At 58.9% G+C, this 19,345-nt stretch carries 20 protein-coding genes; 10 read left to right on the top strand and 10 right to left on the bottom strand.

The window, feature by feature from the left end:
* Positions 1–87 precede the first annotated feature (87 nt).
* From rseP to frr, 4 genes are all read right to left on the bottom strand, one after another.
* The gene (gene rseP / locus SHM7688_RS12450; protein ID WP_058240280.1) at positions 88–1,434 is read right to left on the bottom strand and encodes an RIP metalloprotease RseP; all 1,347 of its coding nucleotides are present in this window, start codon (positions 1,432–1,434) and stop codon (positions 88–90) included.
* A 175-nt stretch (positions 1,435–1,609) separates the two neighbouring features.
* Positions 1,610–2,395 (bottom strand): phosphatidate cytidylyltransferase, encoded by a 786-nt coding sequence (locus SHM7688_RS12445; RefSeq protein WP_223229263.1) that lies wholly within the window; start codon positions 2,393–2,395, stop codon positions 1,610–1,612.
* Complete coding sequence (uppS, locus tag SHM7688_RS12440; RefSeq protein WP_058240278.1) at positions 2,392–3,114, bottom strand: undecaprenyl pyrophosphate synthase; 723 nt, start codon at positions 3,112–3,114, stop codon at positions 2,392–2,394. The genes SHM7688_RS12445 and uppS overlap by 4 nt, the downstream gene beginning before the upstream one ends.
* Positions 3,115–3,118: 4 nt before the next feature.
* Complete coding sequence (gene frr, locus SHM7688_RS12435; protein ID WP_058240277.1) at positions 3,119–3,682, bottom strand: ribosome recycling factor; 564 nt, start codon at positions 3,680–3,682, stop codon at positions 3,119–3,121.
* A gap of 235 nt (positions 3,683–3,917) precedes the next feature.
* On the opposite strand from frr, the gene SHM7688_RS12430 reads away from it, so the two are divergent.
* Positions 3,918–4,739, top strand: coding sequence for a formate/nitrite transporter family protein (locus SHM7688_RS12430; protein WP_058240276.1), 822 nt, complete (start codon positions 3,918–3,920; stop codon positions 4,737–4,739).
* A gap of 68 nt (positions 4,740–4,807) precedes the next feature.
* Here SHM7688_RS12430 and pyrH read toward each other — a convergent pair whose 3' ends face one another.
* Positions 4,808–5,542 (bottom strand): UMP kinase, encoded by a 735-nt coding sequence (gene pyrH, locus SHM7688_RS12425; protein ID WP_223229264.1) that lies wholly within the window; start codon positions 5,540–5,542, stop codon positions 4,808–4,810.
* 118 nt (positions 5,543–5,660) lie between these two features.
* Here pyrH and miaA point away from each other — a divergent pair, with 118 nt between their 5' ends.
* On the top strand, positions 5,661–6,536 hold the full coding sequence (gene miaA, locus SHM7688_RS12420; protein WP_058240274.1) for a tRNA (adenosine(37)-N6)-dimethylallyltransferase MiaA: 876 nt from the start codon (positions 5,661–5,663) through the stop codon (positions 6,534–6,536).
* 208 nt (positions 6,537–6,744) lie between these two features.
* On the top strand, positions 6,745–7,512 hold the full coding sequence (locus tag SHM7688_RS12415; RefSeq protein WP_058240273.1) for a helix-turn-helix transcriptional regulator: 768 nt from the start codon (positions 6,745–6,747) through the stop codon (positions 7,510–7,512).
* 2 nt (positions 7,513–7,514) lie between these two features.
* Here the strand turns inward: SHM7688_RS12415 and SHM7688_RS12410 are convergent, their stop codons facing one another.
* Complete coding sequence (locus SHM7688_RS12410; RefSeq protein ID WP_058240272.1) at positions 7,515–8,111, bottom strand: lytic transglycosylase domain-containing protein; 597 nt, start codon at positions 8,109–8,111, stop codon at positions 7,515–7,517.
* A gap of 226 nt (positions 8,112–8,337) precedes the next feature.
* Between SHM7688_RS12410 and ssb the strand changes: the two genes are divergently transcribed.
* Positions 8,338–8,868, top strand: a complete 531-nt coding sequence (gene ssb, locus SHM7688_RS12405; RefSeq protein ID WP_058240271.1) for a single-stranded DNA-binding protein — start codon at positions 8,338–8,340, stop codon at positions 8,866–8,868.
* 133 nt (positions 8,869–9,001) lie between these two features.
* Positions 9,002–10,276, top strand: a complete 1,275-nt coding sequence (pepT, locus tag SHM7688_RS12400) for a peptidase T (RefSeq protein WP_058240270.1) — start codon at positions 9,002–9,004, stop codon at positions 10,274–10,276.
* A gap of 54 nt (positions 10,277–10,330) precedes the next feature.
* Here the strand turns inward: pepT and trpB are convergent, their stop codons facing one another.
* The 3 genes from trpB to SHM7688_RS12385 all read right to left on the bottom strand — a co-directional run bounded on the left by trpB (position 10,331) and on the right by SHM7688_RS12385 (position 13,327).
* Positions 10,331–11,539, bottom strand: coding sequence for a tryptophan synthase subunit beta (gene trpB, locus SHM7688_RS12395; protein WP_058240269.1), 1,209 nt, complete (start codon positions 11,537–11,539; stop codon positions 10,331–10,333).
* A 119-nt stretch (positions 11,540–11,658) separates the two neighbouring features.
* On the bottom strand, positions 11,659–12,771 hold the full coding sequence (gene aroB / locus SHM7688_RS12390; protein ID WP_058240268.1) for a 3-dehydroquinate synthase: 1,113 nt from the start codon (positions 12,769–12,771) through the stop codon (positions 11,659–11,661).
* A gap of 4 nt (positions 12,772–12,775) precedes the next feature.
* Positions 12,776–13,327: a shikimate kinase gene (locus tag SHM7688_RS12385; RefSeq protein ID WP_058240267.1), complete on the bottom strand. Its 552-nt coding sequence runs from the start codon at positions 13,325–13,327 to the stop codon at positions 12,776–12,778.
* A 119-nt stretch (positions 13,328–13,446) separates the two neighbouring features.
* Between SHM7688_RS12385 and SHM7688_RS19885 the strand changes: the two genes are divergently transcribed.
* The 3 genes from SHM7688_RS19885 to SHM7688_RS12375 are packed head-to-tail and all read left to right on the top strand — an operon-like array spanning position 13,447 to position 16,057.
* Entirely contained in the window at positions 13,447–13,596 is a 150-nt protein-coding gene (locus SHM7688_RS19885) for a hypothetical protein (RefSeq protein ID WP_188128131.1), read from the top strand.
* On the top strand, positions 13,597–15,111 hold the full coding sequence (locus tag SHM7688_RS12380; protein ID WP_058240266.1) for a hypothetical protein: 1,515 nt from the start codon (positions 13,597–13,599) through the stop codon (positions 15,109–15,111).
* A 4-nt stretch (positions 15,112–15,115) separates the two neighbouring features.
* Entirely contained in the window at positions 15,116–16,057 is a 942-nt protein-coding gene (locus SHM7688_RS12375) for a site-specific tyrosine recombinase XerD (RefSeq protein WP_058240265.1), read from the top strand.
* Here SHM7688_RS12375 and SHM7688_RS12370 read toward each other — a convergent pair.
* Complete coding sequence (locus SHM7688_RS12370; RefSeq protein WP_058240264.1) at positions 16,021–16,881, bottom strand: metallophosphoesterase family protein; 861 nt, start codon at positions 16,879–16,881, stop codon at positions 16,021–16,023. The genes SHM7688_RS12375 and SHM7688_RS12370 overlap by 37 nt on opposite strands.
* A 187-nt stretch (positions 16,882–17,068) precedes the next feature.
* On the opposite strand from SHM7688_RS12370, the gene SHM7688_RS12365 reads away from it, so the two are divergent.
* Together SHM7688_RS12365 and eno are read left to right on the top strand one after the other, a co-directional pair.
* A complete protein-coding gene (locus tag SHM7688_RS12365; RefSeq protein WP_058240263.1) occupies positions 17,069–18,382 on the top strand; it encodes an HlyC/CorC family transporter in 1,314 nt (437 codons plus the stop codon).
* 230 nt (positions 18,383–18,612) lie between these two features.
* On the top strand, positions 18,613–19,345 hold a 733-nt coding region (gene eno / locus SHM7688_RS12360), incomplete at its 3' end, for a phosphopyruvate hydratase (RefSeq protein ID WP_083499047.1).

The raw sequence follows: 19,345 nt of genomic DNA, 5'->3' as shown, positions 1-19,345 counted from the left end.
CTCGTCTCTTTACGCATTAGCAAGGAGTTTACCGACCGAATTGGGCGAAATTTGGGCGCGCGGTCACAAAGCGCGCCCACCTCTCTCTTAGGGGCAGAAAAGATCGTTGGTCAGACCAAAGAGCATCATGCCCAAAACAATCACCAAACCAATGGTCATCAGAACCTGCAACACACGATCAGAGGGCGCACGACCAGTCACAGCCTCATAGCTGTAGAACACCAGATGCCCCCCATCCAGCATGGGGATCGGGAACAGGTTCAAAAGACCAATCGCTGTCGACAGCACCGCAATGAACCAGATGAAATTTTCGGTTCCCTGACTCGCCATCGCGGCGGAGGTTTGCGCAATGCCAACAGGACCAGACAGGTTGCAGCTGCTGATGCCCCCGGTGACAATGTGATAAAGACCACTTAGCGACCCCTCCATAATCCGAAGGGTCTGGCGCGCACCGGCATGTACCGCCTCACCAAAACCCAGCGTCTCGGTGGCGGGCTCAAAGGCAATACCGCCCAGAATGCCAATCCGCCAATTGGTGACAAAGCCACCTTCATTGTTGGGCTCATCTACACGACGCGGTGTCAGATCAAACTGCTGTGTTTCCCCATCTCGATAGACCGTCAATGCAACCGTTTTGCCATCGCCGCCTTCAACCACATCTTTGAGCTGAGAAAAGGCGACAATCGGCTGCCCGTCTATGGCTGTGAACACATCCCCCGACTCAAGGCCCGCATTATAGGCCGCAGACCGCGGTGCGAGGGATTTTACAAGCGCAGGATAAAGATACGGCCCTGTCACTTCAATCACATCGCCACCGCGCTGCACCGTGTAGATCAACGGGTCTGCCTTGGGGAGATCAGTGCTAAACGCATCAAAGGCCTCTGGATCGTCAAACGACGGCAAAGCCGTGCCCTCAATCGCCTGCACCACATCCCCTTCGCGCAACTCATAGGGCGCATTGGGCATGTCCCAAACCTCTCCCACAATCAGCTTTTCGCCAACCTGACCGTTGGTCATCATAACCGCTGAGAAAATGAGGATAGACAGGATAAAGTTGAAAACGGGACCCGCCGCCACCGTTGCGGAGCGCGCCCAGAGAGGGGCGCCATGCATGGTGTGGCGCAATTCGCTTTCATCCATCGCAGCCATCGCCGCGCCGTCCTTGCCGGAGGCCGCGTTGGCATCCCCTTTGAATTTGACAAACCCGCCCATCGGAATAGCCGCGATCTGCCAACGTGTGCCGCGTTTATCGACGCGCGACCACAGCACAGGTCCAAAGCCAATGCTAAATACATCCGCCCCGATGCCGCACCAGCGACCAACGATGTAGTGGCCATACTCGTGAATGGCCACGATGATCGACAGGGCCACCACAAACCAAAGCACCGTGAAGGCCCCATTTCCGAAACTCGGAATCAGCGTCGAAATATCCAAACTCTACGTCCTCTTTCTGGGGCGCTATGCCACTTTCTCGCTCTCAACAGCCGCCACACTCAGCCATTTCTCTGGCCGACATGGTCGGTTTTGCATCCCGTATCAAGGCGCATTTCGGCGAACTTAAGGCGATGTGATGAGAAAATACGGCCAGCCCAAAAGGCTGACCACAAGGTCAGGTTGCGGGCAGGCCCAGCACTGCGCCCATCAGCAAAACCAACAGAGCCGCGCCCATCATAGCGTCAAACCGATCCAGCAAACCGCCATGGCCGGGGATCAGATTGGAGCTGTCCTTGATGCCAGTCCGGCGCTTGATCGCGCTTTCCGCCGCATCTCCCATCTGGGACGCAAAGGAGGTCAATATGCTGATCACAATTAGTGCAGTGCCGCCAAACGCCATGCCCACCAAAGCCGCAGCCACCCAGCCTGCAATGGTGCCAGACCACGTCTTCTTCGGGCTGACTTTGGGCCAGAATTTCGGGCCGCCCAGAATGCGCCCCGCAAAGTAACCGGCCACATCCGTCGCCACCACCACAGACACCAGCCATATCAGCCAATAGGCACCGCGCACGTCTCGCAACACGATCAGCCCATAGCAGGCAAACATCAATCCAATGGCGTAAGCGCCATAAATCAAACGATCTTTCTTGATCTGGCTCGCCCCTGCAAACCCCACAGCGGCCAGAACAGGCGCAAGCGCCGTTCCGGGCAGGAAATGGGTGGCAAACATGGCGCCGCTGGCGATCACCCCCATTAGAACCGCGCCGCGCATCTCGCCGCCATTCATCATTCTGGTCAATTCCCAGACCATGACGCCACAGATCAGCACCACCAGTTCGTGAAACAACACGCCGCCCTGCCAGATGGCCACGCCACCCACCAAAAGCATGACAACCGCCGAGGCCATCCGCGCCGGCAGATCCCCCCAGCGTCCTGCCGTCTTCTCCTGTGCCCCGCTCACGCGCTTACCGCTCCAAACCGGCGATCCCGTCGCGAATAGGCATCCACAAGCTTGCGGAACTCTTCCTTGGAAAAGTCAGGCCAGAGCGTGTCGATAAATTCATATTCCGCATAGGCCGACTGCCACAGCAGGAAGTTGGAGATCCGCGCCTCACCGCTGGTGCGTACCACCAGATCAGGGTCTGGCAACACACAGGTGTCCAGATATTTCGGCAGCGTCTCCTCGTTCACATCCTCAGGCTTCAGTTGGCCCGCCGCCACATCCTGCGCCAGACGCTGGGTGGCCCGTGCCACCTCATCACGCCCACCATAGTTCAGCGCGATGGTCAGATTCACACCTGTATTTTCCTTGGTCAGCTCTTCCAGCTCGTCCATCAGCGCGCGCAGCTTCGCGTCCAGCCCCGGACGATCCCCAATGAACCGCACCCGCACACCTTCGGCTTTCAGAGCCCGTGCTTCCTTGCGAATATACTGACGAAACAGGCTCATAAGCCCGGCCACTTCCGCCTGTGTGCGTTTCCAGTTCTCGGTAGAGAACCCAAAAATGGTCAAATACTCGACCCCAAGAGGGCGACAAGCGCGCACAATCTCTTTGACGCGCTTGGCTCCTGCGTGGTGTCCAAACAGCCGCGGACGCCCGCGTGCCTGGGCCCAGCGGCCATTGCCATCCATGATAATGGCCACATGCCTCGGGCCAGTCGCGGGAATATCCTCGGCCATATCCTCAGACCTGCATAATTTCGGACTGTTTGTTTTCCAGTGCGCTGTCCACGTTCTTGATAAACGTGTCGGTCATCTCCTGAACTTCGCCTTCCCACAGCTTCTGATCATCTTCGGACATGCCGTCGTTTTTGGCTTTCTTGATCTGATCCATACCATCACGACGGACATTGCGGATCGCCACGCGGGCATGTTCCGCATATTGCGCGGCAACACGGGCCAGCTCGGTGCGACGTTCTTCGTTCAGCTCTGGAATCGGCAGCATCACGATGGTGCCGTTGGTCTGTGGGTTGATGCCCAGACCGGAATTCATGATCGCCTTCTCAACCGCATTCACCAGCGACTTGTCCCAGACGTTCACGGTCACCATGCGTGGTTCCGGCACGTTCACGGTGCCCACCTGATTGATCGGTGTCTTGGAGCCATAAGCGTCCACCATCACCGGCTCCAGCATCGTGGCCGAAGCCCGGCCCGTGCGCAGCGAGGCGAATTCGGTCTTGAGGGCCCCCATCGCGCCTTCCATGCGGCGGTTCAGGTCATCGGTATCGAGTTCAAAATCTTCAGACATTGCTGCTCTTTCAGTCTCTCATGTTCTGGTCACAAAGCTCATAGGCTATTGTTCACAAATTGTATAGCACCGCGCCGCTGCGGTGAAGGCTTACTGCCCCTACCCGCCCAATTGCCGCCCAACACATCTGAGCCCGCGCGGCTGCGCAAATGGCGCGCAAAATGTCGTTTCTCCAATCGACAATATTCTGACTATTTTTGTAGGTTTTAGCAAAATCCACGTGTCAGGACACACCATGAGCCAATTCATTCCCACCGGGCTTGATGCCCACAAACCCGCAGAGATCACCCGCCTCATTCGGCTTTCCGGCATTGCCAAGGCCGAAATGCCTCTTATCCCGCTCATCACACTGTCCATTTTGGGCGGTGTCTTCATCTCTCTCGGCGCCTTATTTTACACACAGACCACTTCCGGTTTCGCTGATCTGCATGGCGGACTGAAACTCATGGGCGGCGTGGCCTTCTCGCTGGGCCTCATCCTTTGTGTGGTCGGAGGCGCAGAACTTTTCACCGGCAACACCATGATTGTGATGGCCTATGTGGATGGACGAATCTCCTCACGCGCGCTGTTGCGCAACTGGGCCGTCGTCCTGCTTGGCAACGCGCTTGGCTGTTTCGCCATGCTCGCGCTTGTCTATGGGGCCGGTCTTTATGAGGGCGCACACGGCGCCCGCGCTGCCGCCATCACAAGCGGCAAACTCTCCCTCTCCCCGCTGGAGGCTTTCTGTCGCGGCATCCTGTGCAATGCCCTTGTATGTCTGGCCGTTTGGCTTGCCGTCTCTGCACGCTCAGCAATGGGGATGATCCTCTCCATTGTCTGGCCCGTCACAGCCTTCGTCGCCATCGGTCTGGAACACTCCATTGCCAATCTCTACCTGATTCCAGCAGGCGCACTTTCAGGGGCAGAGCTGACCACAGAGGGGTTTTTGCACAATATCATGCCCGTTCTCGCAGGCAACATCCTCGGCGGCGCAGGGGGCGTGGCTCTGGCCTACCGCCTCGCCTATGGCCGTGCCACCCTCGAAGACTTCCCGGTCGCAGCCGCCGCACAGAACTGATCCCGACACCCACAACAAAAAACGGAGGGCCCAGCCCTCCGTTTTGCATAAAATCTGATGACGCCCGCTCAGCGCACTTTGGTATAGGTGCCCCGCCCCGCCAGAATGCCTTTGAAACCACCGGGCTCATCCAATGGGAAGACAATCAGAGGCAGGTTGTTGTCCCGCGCCAGAGCAATCGCACTGGCATCCATCACCTTCAGACGCTTGGCCAGCACCTCATCATAGGTGATCTCATCAAAGCGCACCGCATCATCATGCTCTGCCGGGTCTTTGTCATAGATGCCATCCACACCGTTCTTACCCATAAAGATCGCCTCACAGGCCATCTCATTGGCGCGCAACGTGGCCGCCGTATCCGTTGTGAAATAAGGGTTGCCGGTGCCGGCGGCAAAGATACAGACGCGTTTTTTCTCAAGGTGACGCACCGCGCGACGACGGATATAAGGCTCAGCCACCTCATCCATGCGGATCGCGCTGATCACTCGGGTGAACACGCCCAGACCTTCCAGCGCGCTCTGCATCGCCAGCGCATTCATCACAGTGGCCAGCATGCCCATATAGTCTGCGGTGGTGCGCTCCATCCCCTGCGCCGCCCCGGAAAGGCCGCGAAAGACGTTGCCGCCCCCGATCACCATACAGATTTCCACGCCCATATCATGGACGGTTTGCACCTCTTTGGCGATGCGTTCAATGGTGGGCGGATGCAGGCCGAATCCCTGATCTCCCATCAACGCCTCCCCCGAAATCTTGAGCATCACACGGTTAAAGGTGGCCTCGGCGGGGACGGCATCGTCGCTCATGTTGCACTCCATCTGCGCATCGTTTTAGGATTGCGCGCAAAATGTCGGAAAACGCCCGCAGGTTCAATGCGAGAGTTGCCCCCGGCGCAACAAACACGCAGAAATCGGAAATTCCCCCATGACAGCCTTGCCGCATATCGCTCCGGATCAGCCGGTCCTGATCGCAGGCCCCACGGCCAGCGGCAAAAGCGCACTCGCCCTGCGCATCGCAGAAGAACATGGCGGGGTGATCCTGAATGCCGATGCGATTCAGGTATTTGACAACTGGCGTGTGCTCACCGCCCGCCCCCCTGCCGAAGACGAGGCCCGCGCGCCGCATCACCTCTACGGCCATATCCCCGGTGATGAGGACTACTCCGTGGGGCACTGGCTGCGCGACGTTGAGCCTTTCCTGCAAAGCGGCACGCGCCCGATCATCGTGGGTGGCACCGGTCTCTACTTCACGGCGCTGACGCAGGGGCTGGCCGACATCCCGCCTACACCACCAGCACTGCGCGAAGCAGCCAATGCCCGTGTGGCCGAGGAAGGCTACAAAGCCCTGCTCAATGAGCTGGATGCCAAAACCGCCGCGCGTATTGATTGCCAAAACCCCATGCGGGTGCAACGCGCATGGGAAGTCTTGCAGGCCACAGGACGCCCTCTCGCCGAGTGGCAGGATGACACGCCGCCGCCCCGTCTGGCGCTGTCAGACACCATGCCGATTGTGTTTGACGTGCCCAAAGACTGGCTCAACACCCGCATCGCAAAACGGTTTGATCTGATGCTGAAAGAGGGCGCGCTCGCGGAAGCAGAGGCCAATCTTGCGACCTATGATCCGAACCACCTCTCCGCCAAGGCAATTGGCGCACCCGAATTGATTGCCCATCTGCGCGGCACGCTCTCTCTGGAAGAGGCACAGGAACGCGCCACGATTGCCACCCGTCAGTTCGCCAAACGTCAGCGCACGTGGTTTCGCTCAAAAATGCGCAATTGGCATAGCTACGCTCCGTCTTGACACCTTCCAGCTCAAAAATAGCAGTATTGATTTGTTCAGACATTTTTGAATAAATCCCCGCCAAATGCGTGACCGAAATTTACATATCCCGTCATTCATGGCGCGACCACAGGCCGGATTTGACACGCCGCCATCCTTTTCCACGCCGCATGGCACGCAATCCTCCTCGCCCATAGAGGCACCCCAACCATCCTCACAAATACGGGTCATGACGCTGGCACAGCTGACCCAAGGCGCGCCTTGGGTGCTGGAAAAACTGCACCTGCGCGATCACCACCTGTTCCTGTGGACAACGCGCGGTCAGGGACGGTTGCTCCTGCATGGGCAGCGGCGCGGATTTGGGGCGCATAACGCGGTTTTTGTGCCCGCTGGCAAACTGCTTGCTTTTGAACTGGGCCTTCAGGTGCAGGGGCTGGCCACGCTCATTCCTGATGACGGCCATGTGCCTTTGCCCTCACAGCCCCAACACCTGCGCCTGCAAGACAGCAAAAGCCAAGCTGAACTGACCGCAACACTTGACGCTCTGCGCCGAGAGCTGGAGGAGCAGAGGCCCTTCATGGCCGAAGCCTTGACAGCACAGGCACGCCTAATGTCGGTGGCCCTGCGCCGCAGCATCGATGCCGCAGGCCCAGCCCCCAAAGAGCGGGCCGCCGACCGTATCGTGCGCCGGTTCTGTGATTGTCTTGCCAAGGACTTCGCCAAGGGGCACCCAATGGCCTGGTATGCGGAACAACTGGACATCACCCCAACACATCTCACACGCGCCTGCCGACAAAGCGCGGGCATCACGGCGGCGGAAATGCTGTCTCAGGTGGTGCAACATCGCGCCCACAGCCTGCTGCGCGCGGGGAACTGGCCGATCAAGAAAATTGCCACATCACTGGGATTTGGCAGCGCGGCCTACTTCACACGGTTTTGTCAGAAACACTTTGGCGCCTCCCCCAGCCAGATCCGCAAAGCCATGCACAGCCCCTGACGTCAGCCGCCCATGATGATCCGCACATAATTGCGGGTCTCTTTATAAGGCGGCACACCACCATATTTTTCAACCGCACCGGGGCCCGCGTTATAGGCCGCCAAAGCCAACCGCCAGCTACCAAATTTCAGATACTGCTGCTTGAGATAACGCGCGCCACCTTCAAGATTCTGGCGCGGATCCAATGGATCCACACGCAACGCCCGTGCCGTCCCCGGCATCAGCTGCGCCAGCCCAAGCGCACCTGCGTGTGATTTGGCGGAGGCATTCCAATTGCTCTCCTGCTGCACAAGCTTAAGGAACAGGTCCACCGGAATTCCATGCAAAAGCGCCGCCTCACGCGCCATGGCGAGATAGGGCCCTTTGTATTTGCCGTTGTAACTGCCATCGCCCCATTTTGAAGGCGTGTAAACCGGCCGCGGCTTCAAACGCACAGAGTTGCGATATTGTTCCGCTGCGCGTCCATCCAGCACTTTGGTCTGATTTTTAAACAGCCGCGCCTGCGATTTGGTCGACACCGACTGCGCCGACACCGGCCCACTCGCCAGACCACCTGCCACAGCCACGCCAATTAAAACTGCCAGTACCCTGCCCACCATATGTGGCTGCTCCACCCTACTTTTGACGCTTCTATATCAAATCACAGCAAATTTTCCAGACCACAGCAACGCCTCCGTCAGGTCATGGGCAAAATCCTGCACAAGCCAATGGCCCAAACAGATCTGGATGAATGTAGTTTCCTACAAAAATCCGCTTCCCATTCCCTCGTTGCGGTGGTGTATGGTGCTCCAAATCGACGAAAAGAATCCGCGGGAGACAAGGCGTATGGCCGGATCGGTGAACAAAGTAATTCTCATTGGCAATCTGGGGCGTGACCCCGAGGTGCGCTCCTTCCAGAACGGTGGCAAGGTCTGCAACCTGCGCATCGCTACATCTGAAACCTGGAAAGACCGCAACACCGGCGAGCGCCGGGAGCGCACTGAATGGCACACCGTTGCGATTTTTCAGGAAGGACTTGTGCGGATCGCCGAGCAATATCTGCGCAAAGGCTCCAAAGTCTATGTGGAAGGCAAGCTGCAAACCCGCAAATGGCAGGACCAATCCGGTCAGGATCGCTACTCCACCGAAGTGGTGCTACAAGGGTTTGATGGCGTTCTGACCATGTTGGATGGCCGCTCCGGTGGCGAAGGCGGCGGTGGCGGCGGCTTTGGTGGCGGTGGCGGTGGCGGCGGCTACGATCAGGGCGGCGGCTACGGCGGCGGCTATGATCAAGGTGGCAGCGGTGGCGGCTTCGGTGGCGGCAATCAGGGCGGTGGCGCCCCCAGCCGCGACATGGACGACGAAATCCCGTTCTGATCGCTCACTGATAAATTCAAAAAGGGTCGGCACATGCCGGCCCTTTTATTTTGGCGGCATCGCTCTGAGGGCCTTACACAAACCACTCCCGTCCCATATGTTTCCTGAACAAATGAACAAGTGAGGACCTCCCGTGGCCGACACCCCAAGTTTTGACGCCCCTAACCTTGACGCGCCCAGTTTTGACCGTGTTCTGGAACACCGTCTGACCGCCTATTGTGCCATCGACAGTCAGAGTGACGAGCATTCCGCCACCTCCCCCTCCACCGAGATTCAGTTAAACGTTGCCAAACATCTTATTGAAGAACTTAATAAAATTGGCGCAGTTGATGTGAAGCTCACGCCCTATGGTGCCGTTCTGGCAACGGTGCCTGCCACGGTTCCCGCCGCGCCCACAATTGGCTTTTGCGCCCATATGGACACCGCCCCGCAGTTCAACGCCACCGACGTCAAACCACGCGTGATCCGCAACTGGGACGGCACCGATATCACCTATCCAGACAACGCAGACCTCATTCTTTCCCCACAGACCTCCGCCTATCTGAGCGGCAAAGAGGGCGAAGACATCATCACCGCATCCGGGCGCACGCTTCTGGGGGCGGATGACAAAGCCGGCATCGCCATCATCATGACACTGGCCGAACATCTGCTCACGACGCCGGGCCTCAAACACGGTAAAATTCGGCTTGCCTTCACGCCGGATGAGGAAATCGGGCGCGGCGTGCACGCAGACCTTCCTGCCGATTTTGGCGTTGATTTTGCCTACACGCTGGATGGCGGCCCACGTGGCACGATGGAATATGAAACCTTCTCCGCCGATGGCGCAGTGGTGACAATCACCGGCACCTCCGCGCACCCCGGCTATGCCAAGGACAAGCTGACCAACGCACTGCATGTGGCCGCGCAAATCATCTCAGACCTCGATGAGAGCGGCACCACACCGGAAACCACTTCCGGTCGTGAAAGCTTCACCCATGTCTATGCGCAAGAAGGCGGCAGCAGCGAGACCACCCTGCGTTTCATCCTGCGCGCGTTTGAGATGGAGGATCTGGCGGAACAGACCACGCGCCTCAAAGCCGCCTGCGCCAAAGCCGAAGCCGATTTTCCCGGCTCCAAAGTCACCTGCGACATCACCAAACAATACCGCAACATGCGCTATTGGCTGGAAAACGACATGACCCCGGTCGAACTGGCACGCGAAGCCATCCGCACCGAAGGCTTTGATCCAAAATCCGTGCCCATCCGTGGCGGCACCGATGGCTCCCGCCTCACTGAACTGGGCGTGCCCTGCCCCAATCTCTATACTGGCATGATGGAAATCCACGGCCCGCTGGAATGGATATCTGTCCAAGACATGGCCAGCGCCACGCGCATGTGTCTCAATCTGGTGCAGATCGCTGCCAAATAGAAAAACGGCGCCCAAGAGATCTCTTGGACGCCGCAAACACGCACTTTAACTGTCTCAGCTATCGACGCTGAACCCGTAGGTTTCCGTGACATAATCAATGTCTTTGTCACCCCGCCCAGACAGGTTGATCAGGATGGACTTGCCCGGATTGCTGGCGGCTTCACGCATGGCAAAAGCCACCGCATGCGCGCTTTCAAGCGCCGGGATAATGCCCTCATGGCGGCTCAGCTTGTAAAAGGCATCAAGCGCCTCTTTGTCATTGGCTGCCGTGTAATTGGCCCGTCCGGTGCGATAAAGATGGGCATGCTCCGGGCCCACGCCTGGATAGTCCAGCCCTGACGCCACCGTATGCACCGGCGCAGGTTCCCCCGCCTCATCCTTCAACAACATCGTGCGGAACCCATGGATGTCCCCATCTTCGCCAAAGGTGATGGTGGCAGCATGCTCGCCAAGCTTGGACGAGGTGCCCATCGGCTCCACCCCGTAAAGCGCCACATCCGCATCATCAATAAACCCGGCAAACATGCCCATGGCGTTGGATCCGCCACCGACACAGGCCGCCACCATATCAGGCAAATCGCCTGTCATTTCCAAAAACTGTTCGCGTGCCTCGATGCCAACAATATGCTGAAAATCACGTACCATTTTGGGGAAAGGATGCGGCCCCACCACAGACCCAATCGCAAACAGCGCCGTATCGGCCTGGGGCACATAGCTTTCAAATGCGCTGTCCACAGCTTCCTTAAGTGACCGTCCGCCAAAACCCACCGGCACAACTTCGGCGCCCAGAAGTTTCATGCGGGTGACATTGGGCGCTTCCTTGGCAATGTCGATCTCCCCCATGTGGATCTCGCACTCCAGCCCGAAATAGGCCGCCGCCGTCGCAAGCGCCACACCATGCTGCCCCGCGCCGGTCTCTGCCATGAGCTTGGTCTTGCCCATATGCTTGGCCAAAAGACCCTCTGCCATACAGTGATTGAGCTTATGCGCACCGGTGTGGTTCAGATCTTCCCGCTTGGCATAAATCTGTGCTCCGCCACAGATTTCAGACAGGTTTTTCAGATGAGAAACAGGCGTCGGACGCCCCTGAAAGTGTTTGCGGATATAGCGCAAATCACGAATGTAATCTGCGGATTTTGAAATCTTATCATAGGCTTCAGCAATCGCCTTGAAATGTGGCTCCAGCACCGGCGGCAATTGCGCGCCGCCATAGTCGCCAAAAAATCCGTCACGGGTTGGCGTCTCTTTCAAGTATGATGACATAAGCGGTGGTCCTTCCGTTATTCTTCCGGAAAGGACCCTGTCCGCTTTTCACAATCCTGTCATAGGACCGATTGCCGCGCCCGCAACTTTAGCGTGATATCACAACGCCAGCGTAACCGTCACCGCGCCGCCAGCTCTTCCTCAAGCAACTGGCGCACCACATCGCGTGGCACATCGGCGGTCACAAAAGCCTCGCCAATGCCCCGCGCCAGAATGAAGCGCAGCTGCCCATCGACAACCTTCTTGTCCTGTCCCATCAGATCGAGAAGTGCATCTGCATCCGGCAAATCCCCCTCGATGTCTTTGAGATCCACTTTCATACCCATGTCACGCAGATGCGCCCGCACCCGGCTGGGAGCCTCCTGCGCACAGAGCCCCAATCGCATCGACACCTCAAAGGCAAGCGCACAGCCAATCGCCACGCCTTCGCCATGCAAGAGGCGGTCGCCATATCCCGTCGCCGCTTCCAGCGCATGGCAGAAGGTATGCCCAAGATTCAAAAGCGCGCGATCGCCCTGCTCGGTTTCATCGCGCATCACGATCTCGGCCTTCATCTCACAGGAGCGTTTGACGGCCGCAATCCGCGCGGCCTCATCTCCCGCCGCCAGCTTTGGCCCCTGCGCCTCAAGCCACTCAAAGAAACCCGCATCCCCCAACATGCCGTATTTCACCACCTCACCATAACCCGCGAGAAAATCGCGCGGTGTGAGCGTGCCCAACACATCAATATCTGCCAGCACAAGACGCGGCTGATGAAAGGCACCAACAAGGTTCTTGCCCAAAGGGCTGTTGATCCCGGTCTTGCCCCCAACGGAGCTGTCCACCTGCGCCAACAGGCTGGTTGGGATCTGCACAAAGCCTACGCCGCGCCGCAAAACCGCCGCCGCGAAGCCGGTGAGATCGCCAATCACGCCACCGCCCAGCGCCACAACAAGGTCACTGCGTTCCACACGCTGCGCCAGAAGCCACTCAACGGTCTGCTCCAGATACCGCCAGCTCTTGGTGCTTTCGCCGGCAGGCAGCACAAGCGCTTCCATGCCGATCCCTTCCGAAGCCAGCCCGGCCCGCAGCGTCTCCAGATGCAATGCGGCGACATTTTCATCGGTCACCACACAGAGCTGTTTGCGCTTCAGCATCGGGCCAATCAAAGCCCCAGATTGCGCCAGAAGCCCCGGGCCGATGTGGATGTCATACTCGCGCCCCTTCAGGCCAACATGCACGGTTTCCATCATCGTCTTAACCCTTTTCTTCCAAAACATCCGCGCGGCGCTCCAAAAGCGCGTGTGCAACACGATCTGCCATCTCTTCAATCGACAGCCCCGCCTCCGCAGGCACGGGCAAATCCGCCTGACTGTAAAGTGGCACCCGCGCCGCAAAAATCTCTTCCAGCGTCTGGCGTGGATTATCCGTGCGCAACAGCGGGCGCGTGTCCTTGTGCTTCACACGAGACCAAAGCAGATCCACATCCGCATCAAGCCAAACAGCCACGCCACGCTCCGAAATCACAGCCCGGTTGCCTTCTGCAAGATAGGCACCACCGCCCGTGGACAGGATACAGCGCTCGTCCTCCAACAGCCGGGCAATCACCTGGCTTTCTTTCTGGCGAAAAAACGGTTCCCCATCGCGCGCAAAGATTTCAGCGATGCTCATATTGGCCGCTTTTTCAATCTCCGCATCGCTGTCGATGAAAGGAACATCCAGTTTTGCAGCCAAAGCCCGGCCCACCGCCGTCTTGCCCGCGCCCATCATGCCGACCAGCACAACGGTTTTCTTCAGGTTATAGCTCATGAAACGCCCGCAATCGGCCAAGCCTTGCTCAAAAGTTAGATTTTGGCATTGAATGACGTGATCTTGGCCAAAAGGCCAGTTATAAGTTGAAAAAAACGAGCAGGAAATCGAGGGTATTCATGGGCAAACTTTTCCGCGCCTTACTGGTTCTGTTGCTTCTCGCTGCGGTGGCATTGGTGGCTTACGCCTATCTCGGCCCGATTTTCGGCGCCGATTTCTCTGCCCCACAAAGCGAAGTCCGGGTGCCTGTCGAACTTCAGGGCGAATAAATGTCACGGGTGTTGCGGGCCAGTGCCCTGCTTATGATGACGGCCAGTCCGCTTTGGGCGCAGGACGCCCCGCTTTCCGCCATCGACTGGCTGAACCCCACTCCCACAGTCACGCTGGACATCGGCCTGCCCTCTGGCGAAGTGCCTGTGTCCGAAGGCGTGGCCACGCCCGACATTTCCGTCTCCGCACTGGATGACAAGGGCAATGAGGCCGTTGGCCTGCTGCCTGCAAATGTCACCGGCCTGCCTCCGACCCTCTGGTCCCTGTCAGACGCCACAGATCTCAGCGCCCTTGTCGCCCATCAGCGCCCGGATGTTCTGCCTGCAATGCAGGCCCTGCTGTACACCCTTCTGCTCGCCGAAGCCGACGCCCCTCGCAGCGGGGGGCAGGATGATGAGCTTTTGCTAGCACGCATCGATAAGCTTGTGGAAATGGGTGCATTGGAGCAGGCCGCCGCTTTGCTGGAACGCGCAGGCGCCACAACGCCTGCGCTGTTTGCGCGCTGGTTTGATGTGACATTGCTCATGGGCGAGGAAAACCGCGCCTGTGACGCCTTGGTCAAAGCGCCCCATCTGGCCCCGGATTACGCCGCGCGCATTTTCTGCACGGCACGCGCAGGCGATTGGCGCGCCGCCGCGCTCACGCTGGACACGGCCAAGGCGCTGGATCTGATCTCCGAAGAACTGGACGCGCTCCTGCTGCGTTTTCTGGATCCGGAACTCTTTGAAGGCGAGCCGCTTTTGGTGGCCGCCGGGCCTGTCACCCCGCTGAAGTTCCGCCTTTACGAAGCCATTGGCGAAAGCCAGAGCACAAATGGCCTGCCGCGTGCCTTTGCCCATGCTGATCTGCGTGACACCGCCGGCTGGAAGGCACAGCTGGACGCCGCCGAGCGCCTCGCGCGCACCTCGGCTCTGCATGAAAATCGCCTGCTGGGCATCTATTCTGATCGCAAACCCGCCGCGTCAGGCATGATCTGGGATCGTGTCGCCGCCCTGCAAGCCTTTGATGCGGCCCTCACAGCCAAAGACACCCGTCAGGTGGCTGATGCGCTACCGATGGCCTGGGCCGCGATGCAGCAGGTTCATCTCGAAGTGCCTTTTGCCCGCCTCTATGGGCCGCTTCTGCTGGAGTTGCCGCTTCAGGGGGTGACCGCCCGCCTGGCCCGCGACATTGCGCTGCTGTCCTCAGACTATGAAAAAGCCGCGCGCATGGGGCCGCGCGATTTCCTCTCAGGGCTCGCACTGGGCAGCCCGGCCCGCACCCCGACAGATCCGCTGCACCGCGCCATTGCTGATGCCTTCCATGGCGCGGGGGTGCCGCAGGAAATCTCCACCATGCTCGCACGCGGTCAATTGGGCGAAGGCATCCTGACCGCCATGTCGCTGATGGATGACGGTGCCGCAGGCAATCTCGTGGCTCTGACGGAGGCACTGGCCACCTTCCGCGCCGTTGGCCTCGAGGATACCGCCCGTCGCGCCGCGCTTCAGGTGGCGCTTCTGGACACCCGCGGCTGATCTCATGAAAAACGTTCAGTGGATCGTCACCTTTCTGGAAGCACAGGCCGCCGAACTGGGTGCATCCACCAACACACAAGAGGCCTACGCCCGCGACCTGCGGGACTTTAATGACTGGGGCAAAGCCCGCGGCCTCTCCTTTGAGACTGTGGCGCGCGAAAATATCGAAGACTATCTGATCTTCTGTGAGGCGCAGGGGCTGGCGCAAGCGACCCGCGCAAGGCGACTCTCTGCCATCAAACAGCTTTACCGCTTTGCGTTTGAAGAAGGCTGGCGCAGCGAAAATCCCGCCATTCAAATCAAAGGCCCCGGCCGCGCCAAACGTCTGCCCAAGACACTTGAGGTCAAAGATGTCGATGCGCTGCTGAACGCCGCACGCACGCAAGGCCGCGCCGAAAGCGACCGGCTGCGCAACACCTGCCTGATGGAACTGCTCTATGCCACTGGTATGCGCGTCACAGAACTGGTCAGCCTGCCCGTGTCCGCCGCCCGCGGCGATCCTCAAATGCTGCTGGTGATGGGCAAGGGCAGCAAAGAACGTATGGTTCCCTTGTCCCCGCCAGCAAGAGACGCCCTCGCCGCCTGGCTGATCAGCCGAGACGAAGCGGAGGCCAATGCGCGCAGCAAAGGCAAACCTGCCTCAAAATTTCTGTTCCCAACACGCAGCAAGCAGGGCCACATCACCCGTCACCGTTTTTACGCGCTCATCAAAGAACTTGCCGTCGCCGGAGGTGTCAGCCCGGCGAAAGTGACACCACACACGTTGCGACACGCTTTTGCCACCCATCTTCTGGCCAATGGCGCGGACCTTCGGGTGATCCAAACCCTTCTGGGGCATGCGGATCTGGCCACAACAGAGATTTACACGCATGTTCTGGACGAACGCCTGCGCGATCTGGTGACCAGCCATCACCCGCTGGCCAAAACTTCCGGGAAACCCTCCTGAGCAGGAGAGCGGCGATCTGCCAACGGCACCCGCAGTTCCTCTGGCAAAACGTCTTCTGACGGCCAATACCCATCACGCAGCCCCAGATGATAGCCCTGCGTCAGCCCCGCCTGTTGCATGTCTGAAACCGCAGCAGCCACATCATAGGTCAAATCACAGAAAGACACGGTGCCCTCGGTCATCAGCGCATATCGCGTTGCCTGTTTCCCATCATGGGGCGGCATGCCAATGACACCGGCATTGACCCACTGCACCCCACCAATCTGACGTGAAAAACATATGCCGGAATGCCCGGCCACAACCACATCCACCGCACCAACCACCGCGCGCAGCGCCGCAATTTCTTCTTCAAAAACCACCTCAGGTGAAGTTTTCCAGATAAACCGCGCCACATCCGTCACACCGCCGTGGATCACCGCCACACGTTTTCCCGCCTGCGTAAACACCAAAATCTGCGGCAACTGCGCCATCCAGCGCCGCGCCTCATCATCGACCCGGGCATTGGCATGGGCATACCACTTCACCGACAGCAGGTCACAGGCGGTGCCCTCGTCAAACCCACAGCCACAGTCCAGCGCATGCGCTCCCAGTTGAATTTCACAATTGCCCGCCACCACAGAGACGCCACTGTCGCGCAGCAGGGCGACGGTCTGCGCAGGCTGCGCGCAATAGGCCACAATATCACCCGTGCAGATCAGATGGTCCCGCGCAAGGCCAAGCCCATTTGCCTGCGCCAAAAGCGCCTCAGTCGCCTGCAGGTTGGAATAAGGCCCACCAAACAAAAGCACCGTTCCCGGCAGCTCTCCCAGATCCTGAAACCTCATGACGCGTGCCCCCTTGCAAACTGGCCAGACCGATACAGCTCAATCTGCCTAACCTCTGTGAGGTCCCAAGACCAGTCACATCGGGGTCATCGCAAATGCAACAGAAACGCTCCGTTTGCACACCCCACCCCTTGATCCCCCATCACACCACGCCCATAACAGATTTACCCATGCAAAAGAGGACCCTATGGCGCCCGTGACCCCCGCAACCTTTGACACCGCTTTTATGATCACCGGCGGTGTGATCCTGTTTCTGCTGATGATGTCCGCCTTTTTCTCAGGTTCAGAAACGGCCCTGACCGCGGCCTCTCGCGGCAAGCTGCGCGCGCAGGCCGACAAAGGCAATCGGGGGGCTCAGCGCGCGCTTGACATCACGGAAGACAGTGAACGCCTGATTGGCTCTGTTCTGCTGGGCAACAACCTTGTGAACATTCTCGCAACCTCTCTGGCCACCGCGTTGTTCACCCGCGCCTTTGGCGAAAGCGGCGTGGCGCTGGCAACCTTGGTGATGACGCTCTTGGTGCTGATCTTTGCCGAAGTGCTGCCCAAGACCTATGCCATCACCCGTCCCGAAGATGCCGCCTCTGCCGCCGCCCGTCCCATCGGGCTGATTGTGACGATCTTTTCGCCCATGGTCTCGGCCGTGCGAGTACTCGTGCGTGCGGTGCTGCGTCTCTTTGGCGTAGAGACGGATCCGGACAGTCAAGTGCTTGCCGTGCGTGAAGAGATCGCCGGAGCCATCCAACTGGGCCATTCCGAAGGCATCGTGGAAAAAGAAGATCGCGATCGCATCCTTGGCGCATTGGATCTCTCTGACCGCACCGTCGAAGAAATCATGCTGCATCGCTCCGGCATTGAGATGATCAACGCCGACAATTCCCCCGGTGAGATCCTCAATCAATGTCTGGAAAGCAAACACACCCGCCTGCCTGTGTTTAAGGATGAGCCGGAAAACATCATCGGTGTGGTCCATGCCAAGGATTTGTTCCGCGCCATGTATCGCCGCGTGCGCGAGGCGGGCAACTCCACCGCCGACCGCATGACCGACATCGTGCTCGATGAGGTCGCCAAAGAACCCTATTTTGTGCCGGAAACCACTTCGCTTGACGATCAGATGCGCGAGTTCCTGCGCCGCCACGCCCATTTTGCCCTGGTGGTGGATGAATATGGCTCCCTGCAGGGGCTGATCACGCTGGAGGATATCCTCGAAGAGATCGTCGGCGAAATCACAGATGAGTTTGACGGCGGCAGCGATCAGCTGATCCGCAAATCCGAAGACGGGCAATTCCTGATCGAAGGGGCCATGACGATCCGCGATCTCAACCGCGCCACCGATTGGACCCTGCCCGATGAGGAAGCCAATACCATCGCCGGTCTGGTGATCCATGAGGCACAGATGATCCCAACCGTCGGACAGGTGTTTTCCTTCCACGGCTTCCGCTTTGAAGTGACCGGGCGCGAGGCCAACCGGATCACCAATCTCAAGATCCGTCCACTCTAGGCTCTGGGCCCTGCTTCAAAATCAGGCAGGGGCCAGCCCCTCTGGCGCAGCAAGCTGCCCCATTCACCCCGGGATATTTGGGTCAAGAGGAAGCTATTGAAAAAACTTGTAAGTGTTAGCCCTAACCTTTGAAAAAAGCGCCGTTAGCGCTATCAAATAGCGTTTACTTTTGACCCCACCCTGCTATAGCTGCGACCAACTCATTTCGTCATATCAGGGACCCCTCCAAGATGAGCACAATCATTGACATTTTCGCCCGCGAAATCCTCGACAGCCGCGGCAATCCAACTGTTGAAGTCGACGTGATCCTCGAAGACGGCACCATGGGCCGTGCCGCTGTGCCGTCTGGCGCCTCCACCGGCGCGCATGAAGCCGTTGAAAAGCGCGATGGCGACGCATCCCGCTACCTGGGCAAAGGTGTGCTTGAGGCTGTCAACGCCGTGAATGGCGAAATCGCCGAAGCGCTCGTGGGCATGGATGTGACCGAGCAGGTCGCCATTGACAGCGCCATGATCGAACTGGACGGCACAGAAAACAAAGGCCGTCTGGGTGCAAATGCCATCCTCGGCGTGTCCCTCGCCGCTGCCAAAGCCGCCGCAGATCACACCGCGCAGCCGCTGTTCCGCTATGTGGGCGGCACCTCCGCGCGCGTTCTGCCGGTGCCAATGATGAACATCATCAACGGCGGCGAGCATGCCGACAACCCGATCGACATCCAAGAATTCATGATCATGCCGGTGAGCGCAGCGAACATTCGCGAAGCCATCCGCATGGGCGCCGAAGTCTTCCATGTACTGAAGAAAGAGCTGTCTGCTGCTGGTTACAACACCGGTATCGGCGATGAGGGTGGCTTTGCCCCGGCACTTGAAAGCACCCGCGTGGCGCTGGACTTTATCAAAACCTCCGTTGAAAAAGCTGGCTACAAACTGGGCGAAGACATCTACCTCGCCCTCGATTGCGCCT

The sequence above is a fragment of the Shimia marina genome (genome assembly GCF_001458175.1).
GTDB lineage: Bacteria > Pseudomonadota > Alphaproteobacteria > Rhodobacterales > Rhodobacteraceae > Shimia > Shimia marina.
Note: the sequence above shows the minus strand (reverse complement) of the source record. Positions and strands in the feature narration are given on the sequence as shown.